Source organism: Bacillus thuringiensis (genome assembly GCF_001455345.1).
Lineage (GTDB): Bacteria > Bacillota > Bacilli > Bacillales > Bacillaceae_G > Bacillus_A > Bacillus_A thuringiensis_N.
Window position 1 is genome coordinate 3,011,646 of record NZ_CP013274.1, and the last position, 17,025, is coordinate 3,028,670.

Genomic DNA, 17,025 nt, shown 5'->3' on the forward strand with positions numbered 1-17,025 from the left:
TTATTAACTAGCCTCATAATATTTCTTTTACATTAAATAGATTTGAAATATTATATAAATTCGCTTCTCACTTACTAGTTAAACTAGACATTTCCATAGATTTTTGCGTGCAACGTTTCATAGCTGAAATGATAGCTGTTCTTAAACCTTTTTCTTCTAGCGTTACTACAGCTTCTATCGTCGTTCCACCTGGAGAACAAACCATATCCTTCAATTCACCTGGATGTATTCCTGTTTCCAATACCATTTTTGCAGAGCCTAATACAGCCTGAGCCGCAAATTTATAAGCTTGTTTTCTCGGCATACCGCCAAGTACAGCAGCATCTGCCATGGCTTCTATAAACATATACACATATGCTGGAGAAGAACCACTAATAGATGTAACAACATCCATTAGTTTTTCATTTACGACCTCCGTCTGGCCGAAAATATTAAATATGTTCAGTACCTCTTTTATATCTTTTTCTGTAACCATTTCATTAAAACATAACGCAGACATTCCTTCTCCAACAAGTGCCGGTGTATTAGGCATTACTCTAACAACTTTTAACTTTCTACCAAATTCATTCTCAGTGCTCTTAATACTTTTTCCTGCAGCAATAGTTACAACGATTACATCATTTTTTATTTGATCTTTTATTTGGTTAATTACCGATGAGTATAAATCTGGTTTGATTGATAAAATTAAAATGTCAGCACTGTTAGCGACTTCATTGTTGTTAGTAGTTATAGTTATGCCATATTCATTACTAGCATTTTTTAAATTAATGACGTTTAAATCTGAACAAATTATTTGATCTGGAGAAACTATATTTTTTTTAATCATCCCACCTATCATAGCAATACCCATGTTTCCACATCCGATGAATCCTATTTGTTTATTCATAATAATTTGCTCTTGCTCCTTCTACTCTAAATTTTATTGATTTTGAAATTATTAGTCTAAATAAGGGCTATTACAATTACTTGGTTTATCAATAGAATTTCAAAATTCTCCTTCCTATATAGAGCTTACATATACCTCTAATAACTTCTTTGCTTTCGCTGAATTTTGAGGTGTGGGTCTTACTGCCCGGCAAATAGCGGGATAAAATCATTCCTTTAATCTATAATAAGAAGGACATAAAAAAACAAAAAGTTACAAAAATTTTCAAATTAAAATTTTCGTAACTTTTTGTTTTTATGTAAATACAAGGTCAATTGAGACGTCTCATCGTTTTAAACTTGATGCTCCATAATCTTGTATAGTTACATTTATATGATATTTAATCGGTACTTTACTAAATGTTCGATCCCAATCTTTTTTGACTTTCTCCCATGTTCTCGGGTGTTTAATTCTTAATTGGTTGCCAAAACCCGCAATATCGACTTGATATTCTTTTTGTATTTTTTTTGTAACATGATGTACTAAGTGCTTTACTTCTTTTTCAATAGCTTTTTCTTCCTTTTTTAAAAATTCATTTTCAAAATCTTTTCCTGATTGCATCCAATTTTCAGACAAACGCCCTTCTGATTCAATGTTTACATCAAAGGAAATATTATTTCCGTTAACATGTGGTATGATTTTGCTTTTTATTGACTTTATTTCGTATATAATGAGTTTCTTTGATTCTTTATCAAAAGTTTTTACCACACCACCATTCCTTTTTCCGTTTATCCATACTACTCCTTCTAATTCCTGTTCATTTAAAAAACCCATCAACTTTTTTGTTTTCCCTTTAATTACAGCAGCTCCTGCAAATTTTGTTTCTCCTTTTATCGAGATTACATTTTGCAAAAGAAAACTGGACCCTGACCGCATCTTTCCTTCCAATTTAGCGAGCGATACAGGAGGTAAAATCCTTGTTGTTCTATTTCTATTATCTGCAATTCCAGACAAACGAAATGCTGGGATTTCTCCTTTTTTGTTTGATTCCAGTACCTCCTTCGCTAGCCCCTTGCTAATTAAGAGCATACAGCTAAGCCGAACTTCATTGTCACGGAGATACTGTTCAAGTAATTGTTCTAAACTGTATGTACGTACAAGATTATCACTAATAACAATGTTTTTTAAATGTGGGCTGAACATTGTGCTCTCTCTTTTCAATGAAAACTCACGAACAATTTGATGAATGGAATCACCGGTCTCAGAAACATTTATATAACGTTTTTGTTGTCCATTTCCTTTACTTTGTGCTTGCGAACTAACAATTTGATAAGTAGCCGTTATAAGATTTCTTTTAGGATAACCTCCTTCCTCATCCTCTTTCTCAATTGTTGAATCCTTCCCTTTATCTAGTGCTATACCTGCAGTTAAGCTCAACTCTTCTACTTCTTTACTGCTCCAACATCCTGTTAAAAATAGAAGCAAAAGCGTCCCTAACAAAGCAAAATAGAACCGCATATAATTAAATTTATGTTTCACACTACTCCTCCTTTTAATCGTGTAATAATAAGAAGAAGCAGTGGTAGTAAACCAAATAAAAATAATGCAACATTACCGAGCATATCCCCCAATTTAAGCAAGTCATTTATATTTTTCGAAGTCATAGCAATGATGTAAATGATTGGAATCAAAGCAAAAATAAACGGATGAATACTCTTTTTAAAGAGTTGCGCTAATCCTAATGCAGCTGCATAGTAACTAATCGTATAGGTAGCAAATATTTGCATAATCCATATTACAAGCAGTAAAGATTCAAAACGTTCAAATATCAAACCAGAAATTTCAAAACTGCGCATAAGGTCAATTGTCGGCCATGTTCTTGTTACAACCCCATCAATTGATAATGCACCAATGACCATTACAACAGTTATTACATAAAAGATTAACGGAATAGAAATTCCAACTAAAATAGCTTTTACTGCTTTCTTTCGTTGTTCCATAAATACCAAAAGAATTAACATAATTTCAGGACCTGTATATGCGAGAGACGTTGTTTTTATCCCATCTAACACTGGTTTAATTCCCAAACCTAATACGGGACGGAGATTATCTATCTCGAATATTCCGATACTCATAAAGGAAATGATTAAAAAAATAAAAACAGTAATAGGAAATATTATTTCAAACATCCGTGCAATTGAATTAATACCACCCATAATCAAATAGAGACCTATCCACATAAAAGGCATAACAATAGCCCATGTAGGGGTTCCTTCGAGCAAAAAAAAGCTTATTACTTCTGCCATTGAACGAATTTGAAATGCTGAAGTTGTAAGAAAATACCCTATAATAAGAAAACTAAGCAATCTGCCTATCCATTTCCCTACAATATCTTGACTGTATTGGTAAAATGTTTTTTCTGGAAACTGCTGACTTAATTTGACCATAATTACTCCTGAAACCATTGCGAGTATTCCACCTAATATCACACTTAACCATACATCTGGTGTTTTCACTTTTTCCACAGATGCTCTGGGCAAAGTAAGAATTCCTGTCCCAAGTATGTAATTTACAATAATAACAACTGCTTGTGAAGTTGTTATTCGGTCTTTAGGTATAGTAGTAATCACTGAAGGCCACTTCCTTTCGTCATCAGCTACCTTTTGCGGATAGTTTTTTTGGTATGCATTATTTTCGGTCGACGTCTCATTATTTTTAATGGCATGCGAACCATAAAATCTTTCCAGTCACTGAATCGATATGGAACAGCAGGGCTGGTATAAGGAACGCCAAAACTTTTCAGTTTCACTAAATGACTGCAAAGTAAAAGAAAGAAGAGAATAACTCCATACAAGCCAAATATCGCAGCACAAAACATAGCTACAAAACGAAGAATGCGTAACGTAATTCCCACACTATATTGCGGAATAGTAAAAGAAGAAATAGCTGTGACCGCAACAACGATAACCATTATTGGACTAACAATTCCTGCTTCTACCGCAGCCTGACCAATTATTAAACCGCCCACAATTCCCATTGCAGGTCCAATCGGTTTAGGCAGACGTAAACCTGCTTCTCGCAAAACTTCGATAGCTACTTCCATAATTAACGCTTCTATTAAAGCGGGAAAAGGAACTCCTTCTCGCGATCCGATTATAGAAATAGCGAGCTTAGTGGGAATTAATCCTGGATGAAATGAAATGAAAGAAATATACAGTGCTGGAGCAAATAATGAAACAAAAGCTGTCATGAAGCGTAATAAGCGGAGAAGTGTACCAGGAAGCCACCTTTCATAATAATCTTCTGGTGATTGCAGTAGCATACTAAATGTAACTGGAGCAATTAAAACAAATGGTGTTCCATCTAACAAAATAGCTACTCGCCCTTCCATCAAAGCACTAATAACACGATCAGGTCGTTCTGTATTTTGAATCTGCGGAAAAGGACTGAGATAATTATCTTCAATGAGTTGCTCTATATAACCAGATTCGAGTACACTGTCTATGTCAATTTTCTGAATTCTATTTTTTATTTCTTCCACCAATTCCGTACTAGCAAGATCTTTAATAAATGCGACAACTAACTCTTTCTTTGCACGTTCTCCTACTGGTAGCTTTACTAATGATAAATTATCATCTGCACAATGCCGTCGCAAAAGTGAGGTATTATCACTTAATACTTCAGTAAATCCGACCCGTGGACCTCTGACTAATGCCTCCGATACCGGTTCCTCAATGTTTCGTTTATTTGCTTTTGTTGTACCAAGAATAAACACATCTGCTAAACCATCAATTAAAAGAGCTGTTGAACCTATCAATACTTTGGGTATTAAATCTTTTATGTAATGGACTTCTGCTACTTCACTAATTGTAAGAACTTTATTTTTAATATATTCTTTTGAAACAGTCCCCTCCACATAAGAAGATTCATTTTTATATTCATCAGAAAAATCATCCATTAGTAATTTCATAATATGTTTGTCAATTATCTCTTTATCTGATAGACCGTCAACAAAAACGATCCCAGCCTGAATATCTGTGCGTCCAATATTAAACTTCCGAAAGCGAACATCAGAATTATGTCCGATTTGTTGCTTTATAAGTTCTAAGTTAGAGGCAAAATCATTCGTGAAATGAACGATTGCATTTTGAGAAGGTATATGCTCTTGTTTCGTTTTACTTTGAATATTATTTTTTTTCACTTGTTTGTCTCTTGACTTCCACCAACTCATTCTTCCCACTCTTTCTCTGACATACGAACCCAATGAAAAAATCTTGAGATAGTATACGGAATTAAAAACAAGATAAAAGCTTGTACAAAGACTTTCCAATCTGGAAGATAAGAAGTAATTATGTTCCACATTTTTATCACCCAATTTATATACTCTGCTTGGATTGAGATTTCTAAAGAACGGTATGTACTCAATAAAAAATAACTATAAGATTAAAGAGCAGAAAAGCGAGCCATTATGCTTATTTAGTACCAATAACCTAGTTAATATAAAAACATTTCTGACCTAAAATACCATTTCCAATTATAATTTGTTAGATATTATCTCCTTTTCCTTTATTTATATGCTTGCATTTGAATTTTAAATAATATAAGTATCAATGATATTTCCTCTTAAAGAAAAAAAGATGCTAGAAGATAGCATCTTTTTTAAATTCAACTTACTATGTATTTATATTTTATTGTGAAAATACTCGTTTTTTTTTAATGAATATTAATGTTTAAAAAATAAAAAATACATATTCTTTTCTTCTAAGTTCATACACTTCTACCGAATCGATACGGAATTTTCTGATTTTAAAACCAATATGAAATAAAGGAAAGTCCTCTCTTAGAAAAACTATATAAAACAAATAACATGAAAACAATTATCACTCTATTAATTGAAAATAATAATTAGCAAGAGTTTATCATCTTAATTCCAAGTGTATTCGTTTTGCTTCAAAATAAAGAACTTGAATAAATTTCTTCGTATCAATACGAGCAGGTAATGTTGGTTCATTATTCAATTCTGTCATCTTTCTCCTTACGGTAGTAAAATCAAAAAATCTAGAAGCATAATTTTCGAACTTCGGGTTTAAAAAATCAGTAAGTCCAAGGGATGCTAAATGGTTTAATGATTGATAAATTGCTCTCCGAATCCGTTGTTTGGAAGCTTCTATGAACCTTTTTAATTCGGCATCTTCAGCTGAATCCCCAAGTTTTTTTTGAGCCAAATTCATAAAAATCTCTTTTAGTGAGGGAAAGCCTTGTTCCAACGTGTTATCTTGTTCATATTTATATAAATAATCTAGCATATCCATTAAATCTTTACTTCCACTTTCACTGGCTATTCCTAATTCAGACAAAAGAAAATGAATGGAATTTTGAAAATGATTAAAAGTATTTAAATGTTTTTCATTACGGTATTTTTCTTGCGCACTTGAATTACTATCCAATTTTAGTACCATATTAAGCGATTCTTGAATGTTTTTTATCGATTTTTCTAAACGAATTCGTTCAATGACTTTCCGAACAACTGTTAATACTTCAATCCGGTTAATTGGCTTAATAATATAGTATTCAACACCAAGCGAATAAGCTTCAGCAATTAATTCTTTTGATTCTACTTGAGAGACCATGATGATTTTCCCTTTAAACGAAGGTTTTATTTGACGGATTGTTTTTATTCCATCTTGAATCGGCATTAACAAATCGATAAATAAAATGTCTATATTTTTAAGGATTAACATTTGTTGCTCTAAAGATAAACCATCCTCAGCTTCTCCTATAACCTCTCCAAGATCTTCATCCTCGATAATTTGAGCCAACATTGAGCGAACCGCTTTTTCATCATCTACTATATAAAAATACATAGAATCACCCTTTCGAAATTATATGATCAATCCCTAATCTAATTATAAAAATTGATCCTTTTCCTTCGGTTCTGTCCTCAAGCGTAACATCACCTTCAAGTTGTTCGACCATTTTTTTAACATACGATAGTCCGATGCCTGTCGATGGATTGCCTAAATCATCATATTTAGAAGTAAAACCAGGCTCAAAAATTGAATCTTTATATTTTGAAGAAATACCTGGACCGTTATCTCCTACTCGAAATTCAACAAAATGATGGTCTTTATTAATGTCAATTGTGATGGTTCCCATACCTTGGATAGCTTCTACAGCGTTTGTAACGATATTATTTATAATAGATAAGATTGTATAAATATGATAATGAGGATGCACACCATCAATTTTATACACAAATTGGATGTCTTTCTCTAGCAACCGTGCATATTTCGTATTTGCCCGTATAATGATATTTACTAGTTCATGTACAGACATATAATCTGTAAAACTTTCATCAGAAATTAATTTTGAAAGTCCTGCAAAAATACGTTGGTTATCCTTTTTAACGTCATGGACCTCACCAGCAATTTGTAATGCCTGTTGCCTTAAATCCCCAAAATGAAAATCCATCTGTTTGTGCTCAAAAGAGTCTAAAGTTTTATATAAATCATAGGATTTTTTTGTTATATTCTCAGCATCTTGTAATGTTTTTTTTAAATGAACAGCATCTTCATATAAATTAGAGATGAGCATGAGCATGTGTTCATTTTGTTTCTTTATGTGTCTCTCCCTTGATTGCGCTTCATACAATTTCATCATATTGAAAAAGCTTAGAACTATAAAACTATGGGAACATGCGATAACAATGATCTCATTTATTGCCTCGGATGTGATCGATGTTTTTAATACGAAATATTGAATCATTAATTCCACACAGTCTGACAGTATTTCAATCATGCAACCAATCAAACCAATCATTAGTGGTTGATGATAAAAACGTTTGATTTTTGCTAAATGAAAGAGATACGAATACGTAAAATAAAAGAAAAAACTAGGATAGTGAGTATGAAAAGCGGCTAGCCAATCCATATTTCCCTTTATAATGACATCCATTGAGATACGAAATACTACCACGACTATCGCTGTTAAAAAACCCGGTAAAAATGCTGGAATTCGTCTAAACAATAACAAAAAAAAGAAAAATGTTGGTGCGCCAAAGCTCATTCTAAATGTTTCATTTAAAGGAAATGACTTTATTTCACCTACTAAGGGTACTGTAAGTATCATTAAAACGAGAATATAGATGTCTTTTTTTACTAAATTACTAAGATTCAAAATAATCACTTCTCACTTTCGCCTAACAGTCAGTATACAAACCTATTTGCATTAATACAATACTTACTCTATTTTTTTCAAAAACTGATAAATAAGATATAAACGAAAGCATTATAGATTGTGAGTATTCATTACACCCTTCTACTTTAGAAAGATACTTTATAACTCAAAAATGTTCAGACACAATATAAGGTCTGAACACTTTTGGACTCGCTCTAACACCAAAATATCTGTGCTCCTTTTTAAAATATACTTAAATCCCATTCTTTTGCAATATGTTCTAACAACATAATTCCTGGTAAACTATTCCCATATTCATCAATGGCTGGTCCGTAAATACCAATACCACATCCATCTTGGAACGATAAATCCTTCCTAGATTTTGAGGGAACAAGTGTCATAATTCCGCCGGATACCCCACTCTTAGCTGGTAATCCAATAAAAGCAGCAAATTTTCCAGAAGCATTGTACATTCCACAAGTTAGCATTAAAGCTTTTGTTAACCTAGCTACTTCTTTAGGGAGCACTTGTTCTTTGCGAATAGGATGATATCCATCATGTGCTAGTATAAGCCCTATTAAGGCAATATCTTCTGTATTTATTTCAATCGAACATTGTTTTAGGTAAACCTCTAGTGTCTCCTCCACATCTGATTCTAGAAAACCATTCTCCTTTAAATAGTATGCTAATGCTCTATTACGATGAGCCGTTTCCCATTCTGATTGAAATACTATTTCATTAATAGCGGGACGCTTCTCTATCATTTTTTCAATTAATACGTATAGAGATTCTAATTTTTCTTGCACCGATGTCCCTGGCAAAAGTGAAGCTATCGTAATCGCTCCAGCATTGATCATAGGATTAAAAGGTTTTCCTGGTTTATGTATCTCTAAACGAATAATTGAATTAAAGGCATCTCCAGTTGGCTCTACGTCAACTCGTTCTAATACATAAGAAATACCGCGACTTAAACAAGCGGCTATAAAACCGATTACTTTTGATATACTTTGTAATGTGAAAGGTATCTTCCAATCTCCTGATTTTATCATTGTTCCATCTGGCTTTACTATACAAATACCTAACTGCGATACATTTATTTCCCCCAGAGCGGGAATATAACTGGCGCTTCGTCCCTTAGCTGCATACGCTCGATAATGAGCTACCCATTGATCTAAGCAAACTTTTTCTTGACCCTCAACTTGAACGTTAGAATCCTTTATCATTTAATCATATTCCCCCGTACTATTAACTTTATATAGAATGATTTTTTCTTTACTATAATCAATAATATTTGCACTAGAACCAAGAAAAATATTCAGACATATTGCAGTCTGAATATCCTTCTTATTACACACTTTTCTTTTTTGAAGTTTCCTCATAACTATCCCAACATTCAATATTTTCAAGCCCTTTAATGTTTTCTTTATAAAAAATAGGATCTTTACCAGCTTTTTTCTGGTTTATATAATCTTGTAACGCCGCAAATGCTACTTTTGAAAGTAAGGTAATAGCAATTAAATTAATAATAACCATAAAGCCCATAAATAAGTCCGCTAAATCCCATACAATTTGAATCTTTGCAACAGAACCAAATACAATCATAGCCAACACACTTATTCTGTATATCATTAACCACACTTTACTTGTATGTAAGAAGCGAATATTTGTTTCACCATAATAATAGTTGCCAATTAACGCACCAAATCCAAATAAAAAAACAAAGATAGCAAGACAACCCGATGCCCAAGGACCTATGTGTTCACTTAATGCTGCTTGTGTAAGTGCAATACCATTTAACCCCGGTTGTTTATATGCATCCGACAGCAAAATAATAAAGGCAGTGCTAGTACAAATGATCAGTGTATCCGTTAATACACCAAATGCTTGAATCAGTCCTTGTTTCACCGGATGACTTGTTGTTGCTGTTGCGGCAACGTTTGGTGCACTTCCCATACCAGCTTCATTTGAAAATAAACCACGTTTAACTCCATTCATAAGTGCTGCACCAATTGAACCGCCTGCTATTTGTTTAAAACCAAATGCGTTTTGAACAATAAGAGAAAGAACTTCCGGCATTTTTGATATGTTGGTAACTACAACAAATAATGCAACTCCAATGTATAATACCGCTAAAAATACCACCTTGTATTCAGCCATTTTTGCAATACGTTGTACACCACCAAAAATAATCGCAGCGAAAGCAATGGCCATGATTATCCCAACTGTTAGACGATCTGTACCAAATGAGTTTTGAAAAGCAATTGTAACTGTATTTGATTGTACTGAATTGAATACAAGACCAAAAGTAATTGTGATTAAAATAGAGAATAATACTCCCATCCAACGTTTATTCAACCCTTTTTCCATATAATAGGATGGACCACCGCGGAAACCAGTTTTATCTTTTACTTTATATATCTGTGCTAATGTGCTTTCGACAAAACTGGAGGCCGAGCTAATAATAGAAATAATCCACATCCAAAATACAGCTCCAGGACCACCTAATGCAATTGCAATCGCAATTCCTGTGATATTCCCTGTTCCAACGCGGGCTGCCATACCAATACAAAACGCTTGAAAAGGAGAGATTTGATCTTTAGAACCACTTTTCCCCTCCATTAATACACGGACCATCTCTTTTAACATTCGAAACTGTACAAAATTCAATTTAAATGTAAAATAAATTCCGCAAATAACAAGCATAATAATTAACAATTTAGACCATAAAAAATCATTTGTTGATCCGACTAACTCTACAAAAAACCTTTCCATATCATCACTCCATGCTAAATTTTATATATCATAATCTATATAAAATCACCTATATTTCCTGGTATAAATACCTCTTTCATATTCAAATACAACAAGGATAAAAATTTTCTATTTGAATCGGATTGGCCTGTTTAAGCAAACATCACAACATGTAACCGTAAAACTGAAATTTTGAAGTACTTAACGCTTATACCAACGGATGCTCTACCCCTTTCTGCAAACTAATATTTTTATCCACTAACATTGTTGTACTATTATGTTTGTTTCGTTTACCGGTGATTTAAATCATAATAATCAATAGTGATTAAGTGGTTTTTTGTTAATTGTCTTAAGAACATGGAAATATCTCCTTTCTCACTACTAATCTCAAAAATAGGCCAGGTAAAAACTTCGCGAAAAATCTATAAAGCGCTTTCACTATTCAACTAAGAGAAGCTTGTCTTTAATTTATAATTAAAAGTACAGAATGTTACGAAAAAGTACAGATTTTTATAAAAACAAAAAAATATTTTAAGTTTTTTCATCTAAAAAACAGTGAGATTTTGTGAATTTTATACAGTATCCAAACGTCGCAGATTTTATTCTACCTATCCTTTGACAAGCCTCTATTTTCTTCATAAAAACATGCATACTTTTTCTCTTTTAGAACTTCTTATAAAGTATTTGAAATCAAGAATCAATAGAATATTATAAGAATATTAAAAAAATAAAACATTTAATTTATTTATGGTATCATACAAAAAACATTTGTTTTCTCAATTAATCCCCCTAGTTGGATTCGTCTATATTGCACATATTTACAACATTAAAGAAACTAAGAAAAAAAGGATTTTGTTGAAGGGATGAAACATTACAAAACTCTTATTTAGGACCTTATGACATCCTCTTTTCTAGCAATATGGAGTTATCCCCAAAAACGTATATTTACTAACATAGATTACAGGTGGTGTATTGTGAAAGAAATAGTATTCGTTCAAAATAAAAAAAGACTCCTTATGAAATTCGAATTTTTAAAAAAGGATTTAGTACTTACCATTTCACTGATACTAGCAATTGTAAGCTGCTTAATACATTCGCCAAAGATCGAATATATTAACTTTGAAGTGTTAATTAGCTTATTTAATCTAATGGTGGCCATTAAGGCCTTTGAACAGCTAAAGATATTAGACAAACTTGCCGTTGCTATTTTAAATAAATGCAATAACAGCAGGTCAATATCTATTATTCTAATTTTGTTATGCTTTATTTGCTCCATGTTTGTAACAAATGATGTTGCTCTCCTCACTTTTGTACCAATAACACTTGTCATTAGTAAAAAAACACAAATGAACATGATGGATACAATCATCCTGCAGACAATTGCGGCAAACATCGGTAGTAGCTTGATGCCTATGGGAAACCCACAAAATTTATACCTATATTCTTACTATGGAATTAAGCTCATCCCATTTTTAGGTTCAATCCTGCTTTTAGCTGTACTTGGAATTAGTTTGTTATTTATATTTACTCAAAAACTTCAAAAAACAGATTTGAAAATAGAACTACCTGTTATTACCGTGAAAAATCGAAAAAAAGCTACCGTCTGGATTTTGATACTTATCACTATCATTGCATCTATTTTTGGTGTTATTAATTATTACATTGCGCTAATAGTCACATTGATGGCAGCATTTACGTTAGATAGAAACTTACTATTTAAGATCGATTACTTTCTTCTAATAACCTTTGTCTGTTTTTTTATTTTCATCGGAAACATTTCACATTCGGATGCACTGGAGACATTTGCTCGCGCTAATTTAAGAGGAGATACTTCAGTCTTCTTTAGTTCCATATTTTTGAGTCAATTGATTAGCAATTTTCCTACTTCAATTCTTCTATCAAACTTTACTTCTGATTGGAAAGCTTTATTACTAGGAGTAAATATTGGAGGGCTTGGAACAATTATCGCATCTTTAGCCAGTGTATTTCCTATAAACTATTCACCCAGGTCAATGGTAAAGAGAGCAAGGCATATTTAATTAAATTTAGCATTTACAACTTTTCATTTTTAATCATACTTACATGTATACAATACTTTATCTTTAAATTTCTAAAAATTTTTTAAAAAATTGATTACTTTAGAAAAACCCAAATATCTCAGCATTCAATTGAGAAATTTGGGTTTTAATATAGGTATGTTTAAAGAGCTACAACAAAGTTACCATCAATTTAATATTTTGAGATGTTCTCACAGCGAAAATCTTTTAGCTTTTACGTTGTTTATTAGATTTCAGTTCATTTTTAAAGTCTTCTTCACAAAATCCTTAATGTCCCTCAATTTTTTCCTGCTAATATTATCTTTAATGGTTGAATCTATTTCAATTTCTAATTTTGCAAATGCTGCTCCTACACAATTATAGATACTTGATCCAAAAGCAAGATGTCTTGCAGTACCACTAAATGCCTTTTTAATATCAATGTCAGGACGATAAACGTTGAATTTATCAGATCTTTCAATACGTTAGAGTCACAATTCGTTGCACCAATCATACAGTAGTATCCACATAACTAGTTACATTCTCCTTTTTTCTATTGTTAATAGCTTCGTAATAAAAGCTGTTAAACAGCAAAAGTGCGAAGTCTTAAATTAGACTTCGCACCTTATACAAATTTACAATCCGTGACGATACCAACACAAATGCAATACTATATACATACTAATCACTCATTATATCTGTTGCTGTTTTAATTGGCCAATGTATAAACAAATCCTTTTACTTAGCCCTCCTTCATGTTTGGCTTGATTGTTTCTATATACTTAATCCCCTCTATACTCATTTCAAGCGATAATCTATTCCGATTGAAATTACAAATGACAAAATTTTTTCGTTTTTCCTTTTTGCCTACTTGCTAAATTCAGCAAGTAAAATATCTTTACAAAATTCCGGATTATTAATGTTTAAACTGTTCGAATTGATAGCGAGTGTATGTTTGCCTCCAAGTGTTCCACCAACAAAAGTGGAAAACCCTGGAACGGCCCCCCTGTGTCCCCATACCGAGACACCGTTCGGAAGCTTAATTTCAAGTATTCCAAGACCATATCCAGTTCCCTCTCTATTTGTAGGAACTGTAGTAAGCATTTGTTTTAACTGCTGTTCCTTCAGTAATTTGCCACCTAGTAAGTAAGAGAAGAATTTGTTTAAGTCGTCAGCAGTAGAAATCATATCTCCATCCGAGCTACCTGGGTTAATATAAGTAACGTCTTTTAGCTCACTCGCTCCGTCTAGTTGCAAATAGCCACGGGCATGCTTTGTGCCTGGAATCACGCTTGAATTGCCAGGTAGGAATGTATTTGACAAATCAAGCGGTTCAATAATCTGATTTTCAACCTCTTCCGCATAGCTGTTTCCTGTTACTTTTTCAATAAGGATTCCTAGTATTACATATCCTGTATTTGAATAAGACCAACCCTTCCCTGGTGCAAAGTCTGTGGGAAGAGAAATCCCCATCTTTACAAATTCTTCAGCCGTATACGATTTTTTTATATCCGTAATATCAAAGTCTTTTGAATTTATATAGTCAGCAATACCACTTGTATGATTCAATATTTGCCGGATCGTAATCTGGTTACCATCATATCCGTTTCCTTGAATGACACCAGGCAACCATTTTTCAATGGAGTCGTCTAGATTCAAACGATTCTCTTCAGATAATTGAAGTAGAACTGTTGCAATGAACGTTTTCGTCACACTGCCAATGCGAAAGCGAAAATCTGCTTTCATTGGTTTCTTAGTTCTCAAATCCGCTATCCCAGCACTATAACTCCAAGTTTTACCCCCCTTAGAAATTTTAGCGAGTATTCCCGGGTATCCAAGTTGCAGTTCATCTCGCATTGCTTTCTTAACGGAAGTACGATCGCTTTGCGTACTTGTTTGTAACGAACTAGATACATTTTGCGTAGGTTCTTCTTTTACAATTGATGTTGGTGTTATGTATAACAGGGAACTTCCAGCTATTAAAAGTGCTAGACTTGCACATGTAATTTTACTGCGTGTTTTCATAAAGAATTCCTCTGTTCTATTTAAATTGTATTGATGGCTGATAGCTGTCTCATATACTAACCACACAGCTATCAACTCTCCCAATGATAAAAGTCAACACTGAATTTGCAATCAACGTACTAATCATTATTTTCACAAACACCATTGTGTTCTAACAATCTCTAAATCACTCTTTTTCCACATACATATTAACCATAGAAATTACTTCTTTTCCTTAAAACACTCCTGTTACTGATTATTTGTTTTATATGTAGGCCGTACTTGTTCCCCCCCTCATGCCTCCTTATATTTTTATCCTACACAATGAAAATCTCTTTTTTCTTACCTATTCCTTACATACAAAATCACTTCTACAATAGGATTGAAGTAGCATCTGTGCCCGAAAGCGCAAAAAACACCGATGCTTTTCGCTTCAGTGTTTTTGCGCTTTACATATTGTAAGATTCGTTTTACTCTTAACAGGTTGAATTGCTAATTTTTTCTAATACAATTATTCTTCTTACTATATAAAACAAAATTCATAGTATTATATGAAACACTTCTCAAGTTGTCATTAAGGCACATGATTCTAAATTTATTGATGTAGTTGAGATGGACTCACTTTTTGAATTTGAACAAGTATATCAAACGCTTTACCCAATGACATATCAACAGTTTTTGGTATATCAGGCCCTTCGGTAGTTATTCCAGCGAAAATTGGATGTTGTTCGTTTAACCAAGTTTTTGTCACGCCGTTCGCCTTACGTAAATCAATAAAAAATTGATCTTTTTTGACCTGTCCAAACATATAGTGATAACTGTTTGAATCATCCGATTTTAATGTTCCATAGGGGCCAAATTCACCATCGCTATTCTTGACATTGTATTGTCCTTCATAAACTGACGTTCCAATAGATACGTATCTTTTTCCGTAATATTCTGCTAAATGCTGCCCAGCCACTTTAGGATATATAAAAGGAAGCATATTTGTTTTCGAAACGTGTCCATTATGCCCCCATACAATGGTTTTTCCTAAATGTTCTTCAGTCCACTTCGCATTTTCATACATTGCAATATCATGTTTCAAATAAAAATCCGCTGGTTTATCAGGAGGTGTCGCTAACATTGTAGTAAACTGTTCAATAATACGAGCATTTTGCTTTATCCATGCAAACTCTTTAGATTTTCCATTTAAATAGCTTTTATTTTCCTCTAATAAAGCACTAATTTGTTTAGCATCTAAAACATACTTTTCTTTTTCTTCTTTCGTAAGACTTTCAAAAGTATTCATATCCTTTGTTACAGGAATAAGACCTTTTATCTTCTCTTCTACTCTAGGCAACAGTTTTGAATTGTTCGCTTTAATATATTCTATTATACTATTATGGACATTCTCGTTTACTGATTGAATATCCATCCCAATGACACGCACTTTAGATTTATGTTTCGGATTAGCATTATATTGCCGAATCCAATCAAGTAAATCTAGCATTTCTTTCGTCTTAAATGTAGGTGATAAATGTTGGCTCGGGTTTCCCTTTCCAGTAAGAACATATCGATCAAGTTCCAAAGCTCTGTCCCATCCCTCTTCTAAAACTAAGTTGGTAAAGCCCTTTTCAGATACTAAATACTTAACAATGCGGTGTTTCATTGTAAAAATCTCATGAGCCCCATGCGTAGCTTCACCTAAACCTACAATTGAAGCTGAACCTACCATATTCTTAAGTGGTTTCAAATCATTAAGAGATGCAGTTGGATTAGTTGTTGTTAAAGGCTTTGCATGTGCTTCTAACCATTTCGCTATTTGATTTGTATTGTAGGGAGCTGTAACAGAAACCTCTGTTTTCGAATCTGCATAAGTATTTCCTACAAAATGAGTCATTGTTATAGCAGAAGCAACAATTGCAACAATCATTTTCTTTTTCATAAAAACCTCCTGAAATATTTACTCGCTAGTTTTTTACATAATATTCCAATTTCCATTTAAACCATTCATTTTCTTATTACTGTTAAGATACATTTATTCTAATTCCTAAAACTCACTTATTTCTTAATAGGTTCTTAAGAAATTATTAATTCACTTATACGAATATAAAACTACATAAGCTTCAATTCATTGTAGTGTAAATTCCTCATTGCATAACCTTATAATGTATAGATATTCGTTATAAATGATGTTATCTAAAGTATTCA

10 protein-coding genes and 2 pseudogenes are annotated in these 17,025 nt (G+C 32.8%); 1 reads left to right on the forward strand and 11 read right to left on the reverse strand.

Annotated features, from left to right (window positions below):
* Positions 1-67: 67 nt before the first annotated feature.
* The 8 genes from proC to ATN06_RS15725 all read right to left on the reverse strand — a co-directional run bounded on the left by proC (position 68) and on the right by ATN06_RS15725 (position 10,813).
* A complete protein-coding gene (gene proC, locus ATN06_RS15690; protein WP_001041296.1) occupies positions 68-886 on the reverse strand; it encodes a pyrroline-5-carboxylate reductase in 819 nt (272 codons plus the stop codon).
* A gap of 324 nt (positions 887-1,210) precedes the next feature.
* The gene (locus ATN06_RS15695) at positions 1,211-2,404 is read right to left on the reverse strand and encodes a Ger(x)C family spore germination protein (protein ID WP_060631423.1); all 1,194 of its coding nucleotides are present in this window, start codon (positions 2,402-2,404) and stop codon (positions 1,211-1,213) included.
* Positions 2,401-3,492, reverse strand: a complete 1,092-nt coding sequence (locus ATN06_RS15700) for a spore germination protein (protein WP_060633148.1) — start codon at positions 3,490-3,492, stop codon at positions 2,401-2,403. The genes ATN06_RS15695 and ATN06_RS15700 overlap by 4 nt, the downstream gene beginning before the upstream one ends.
* A gap of 29 nt (positions 3,493-3,521) precedes the next feature.
* Complete coding sequence (locus ATN06_RS15705; protein ID WP_060631424.1) at positions 3,522-5,096, reverse strand: spore germination protein; 1,575 nt, start codon at positions 5,094-5,096, stop codon at positions 3,522-3,524.
* Between the two features lie 688 nt (positions 5,097-5,784).
* Positions 5,785-6,729: a response regulator gene (locus ATN06_RS15710; protein ID WP_000274074.1), complete on the reverse strand. Its 945-nt coding sequence runs from the start codon at positions 6,727-6,729 to the stop codon at positions 5,785-5,787.
* A gap of 4 nt (positions 6,730-6,733) precedes the next feature.
* Positions 6,734-8,050 (reverse strand): sensor histidine kinase, encoded by a 1,317-nt coding sequence (locus ATN06_RS15715; protein WP_060631425.1) that lies wholly within the window; start codon positions 8,048-8,050, stop codon positions 6,734-6,736.
* A 233-nt stretch (positions 8,051-8,283) separates the two neighbouring features.
* Positions 8,284-9,264, reverse strand: a complete 981-nt coding sequence (gene glsA / locus ATN06_RS15720) for a glutaminase GlsA (RefSeq protein ID WP_060631426.1) — start codon at positions 9,262-9,264, stop codon at positions 8,284-8,286.
* Between the two features lie 124 nt (positions 9,265-9,388).
* The gene (locus tag ATN06_RS15725; RefSeq protein ID WP_060631427.1) at positions 9,389-10,813 is read right to left on the reverse strand and encodes an alanine/glycine:cation symporter family protein; all 1,425 of its coding nucleotides are present in this window, start codon (positions 10,811-10,813) and stop codon (positions 9,389-9,391) included.
* A gap of 953 nt (positions 10,814-11,766) precedes the next feature.
* Between ATN06_RS15725 and ATN06_RS15730 the strand changes: the two are divergent.
* Positions 11,767-12,917: pseudogene (locus ATN06_RS15730) on the forward strand (anion transporter).
* 165 nt (positions 12,918-13,082) lie between these two features.
* Here the strand turns inward: ATN06_RS15730 and ATN06_RS15735 are convergent.
* The 3 genes and pseudogenes from ATN06_RS15735 to ATN06_RS15745 form a co-directional block, all read right to left on the reverse strand.
* Positions 13,083-13,342, reverse strand: a pseudogene (locus tag ATN06_RS15735) (cytochrome).
* 353 nt (positions 13,343-13,695) lie between these two features.
* A complete protein-coding gene (locus tag ATN06_RS15740; protein ID WP_060633149.1) occupies positions 13,696-14,853 on the reverse strand; it encodes a serine hydrolase domain-containing protein in 1,158 nt (385 codons plus the stop codon).
* Positions 14,854-15,427: 574 nt separating this feature from the next.
* Entirely contained in the window at positions 15,428-16,759 is a 1,332-nt protein-coding gene (locus tag ATN06_RS15745; RefSeq protein WP_060631428.1) for an erythromycin esterase family protein, read from the reverse strand.
* Positions 16,760-17,025: the final 266 nt, after the last annotated feature.

Bases quoted from the DNA above. Each gene is read 5' to 3' on its own strand.
- ATN06_RS15705 (WP_060631424.1), bottom strand. From the start codon at position 5,096: ATGAGTTGGTGGAAGTCAAGAGACAAACAAGTGAAAAAAAATAATATT.
- ATN06_RS15725 (WP_060631427.1), bottom strand. From the start codon at position 10,813: ATGGAAAGGTTTTTTGTAGAGTTAGTCGGATCAACAAATGATTTTTTA.
- proC (WP_001041296.1), bottom strand. From the start codon at position 886: ATGAATAAACAAATAGGATTCATCGGATGTGGAAACATGGGTATTGCT.
- ATN06_RS15710 (WP_000274074.1), bottom strand. From the start codon at position 6,729: ATGTATTTTTATATAGTAGATGATGAAAAAGCGGTTCGCTCAATGTTG.
- ATN06_RS15745 (WP_060631428.1), bottom strand. From the start codon at position 16,759: ATGAAAAAGAAAATGATTGTTGCAATTGTTGCTTCTGCTATAACAATG.
- glsA (WP_060631426.1), bottom strand. From the start codon at position 9,264: ATGATAAAGGATTCTAACGTTCAAGTTGAGGGTCAAGAAAAAGTTTGC.
- ATN06_RS15740 (WP_060633149.1), bottom strand. From the start codon at position 14,853: ATGAAAACACGCAGTAAAATTACATGTGCAAGTCTAGCACTTTTAATA.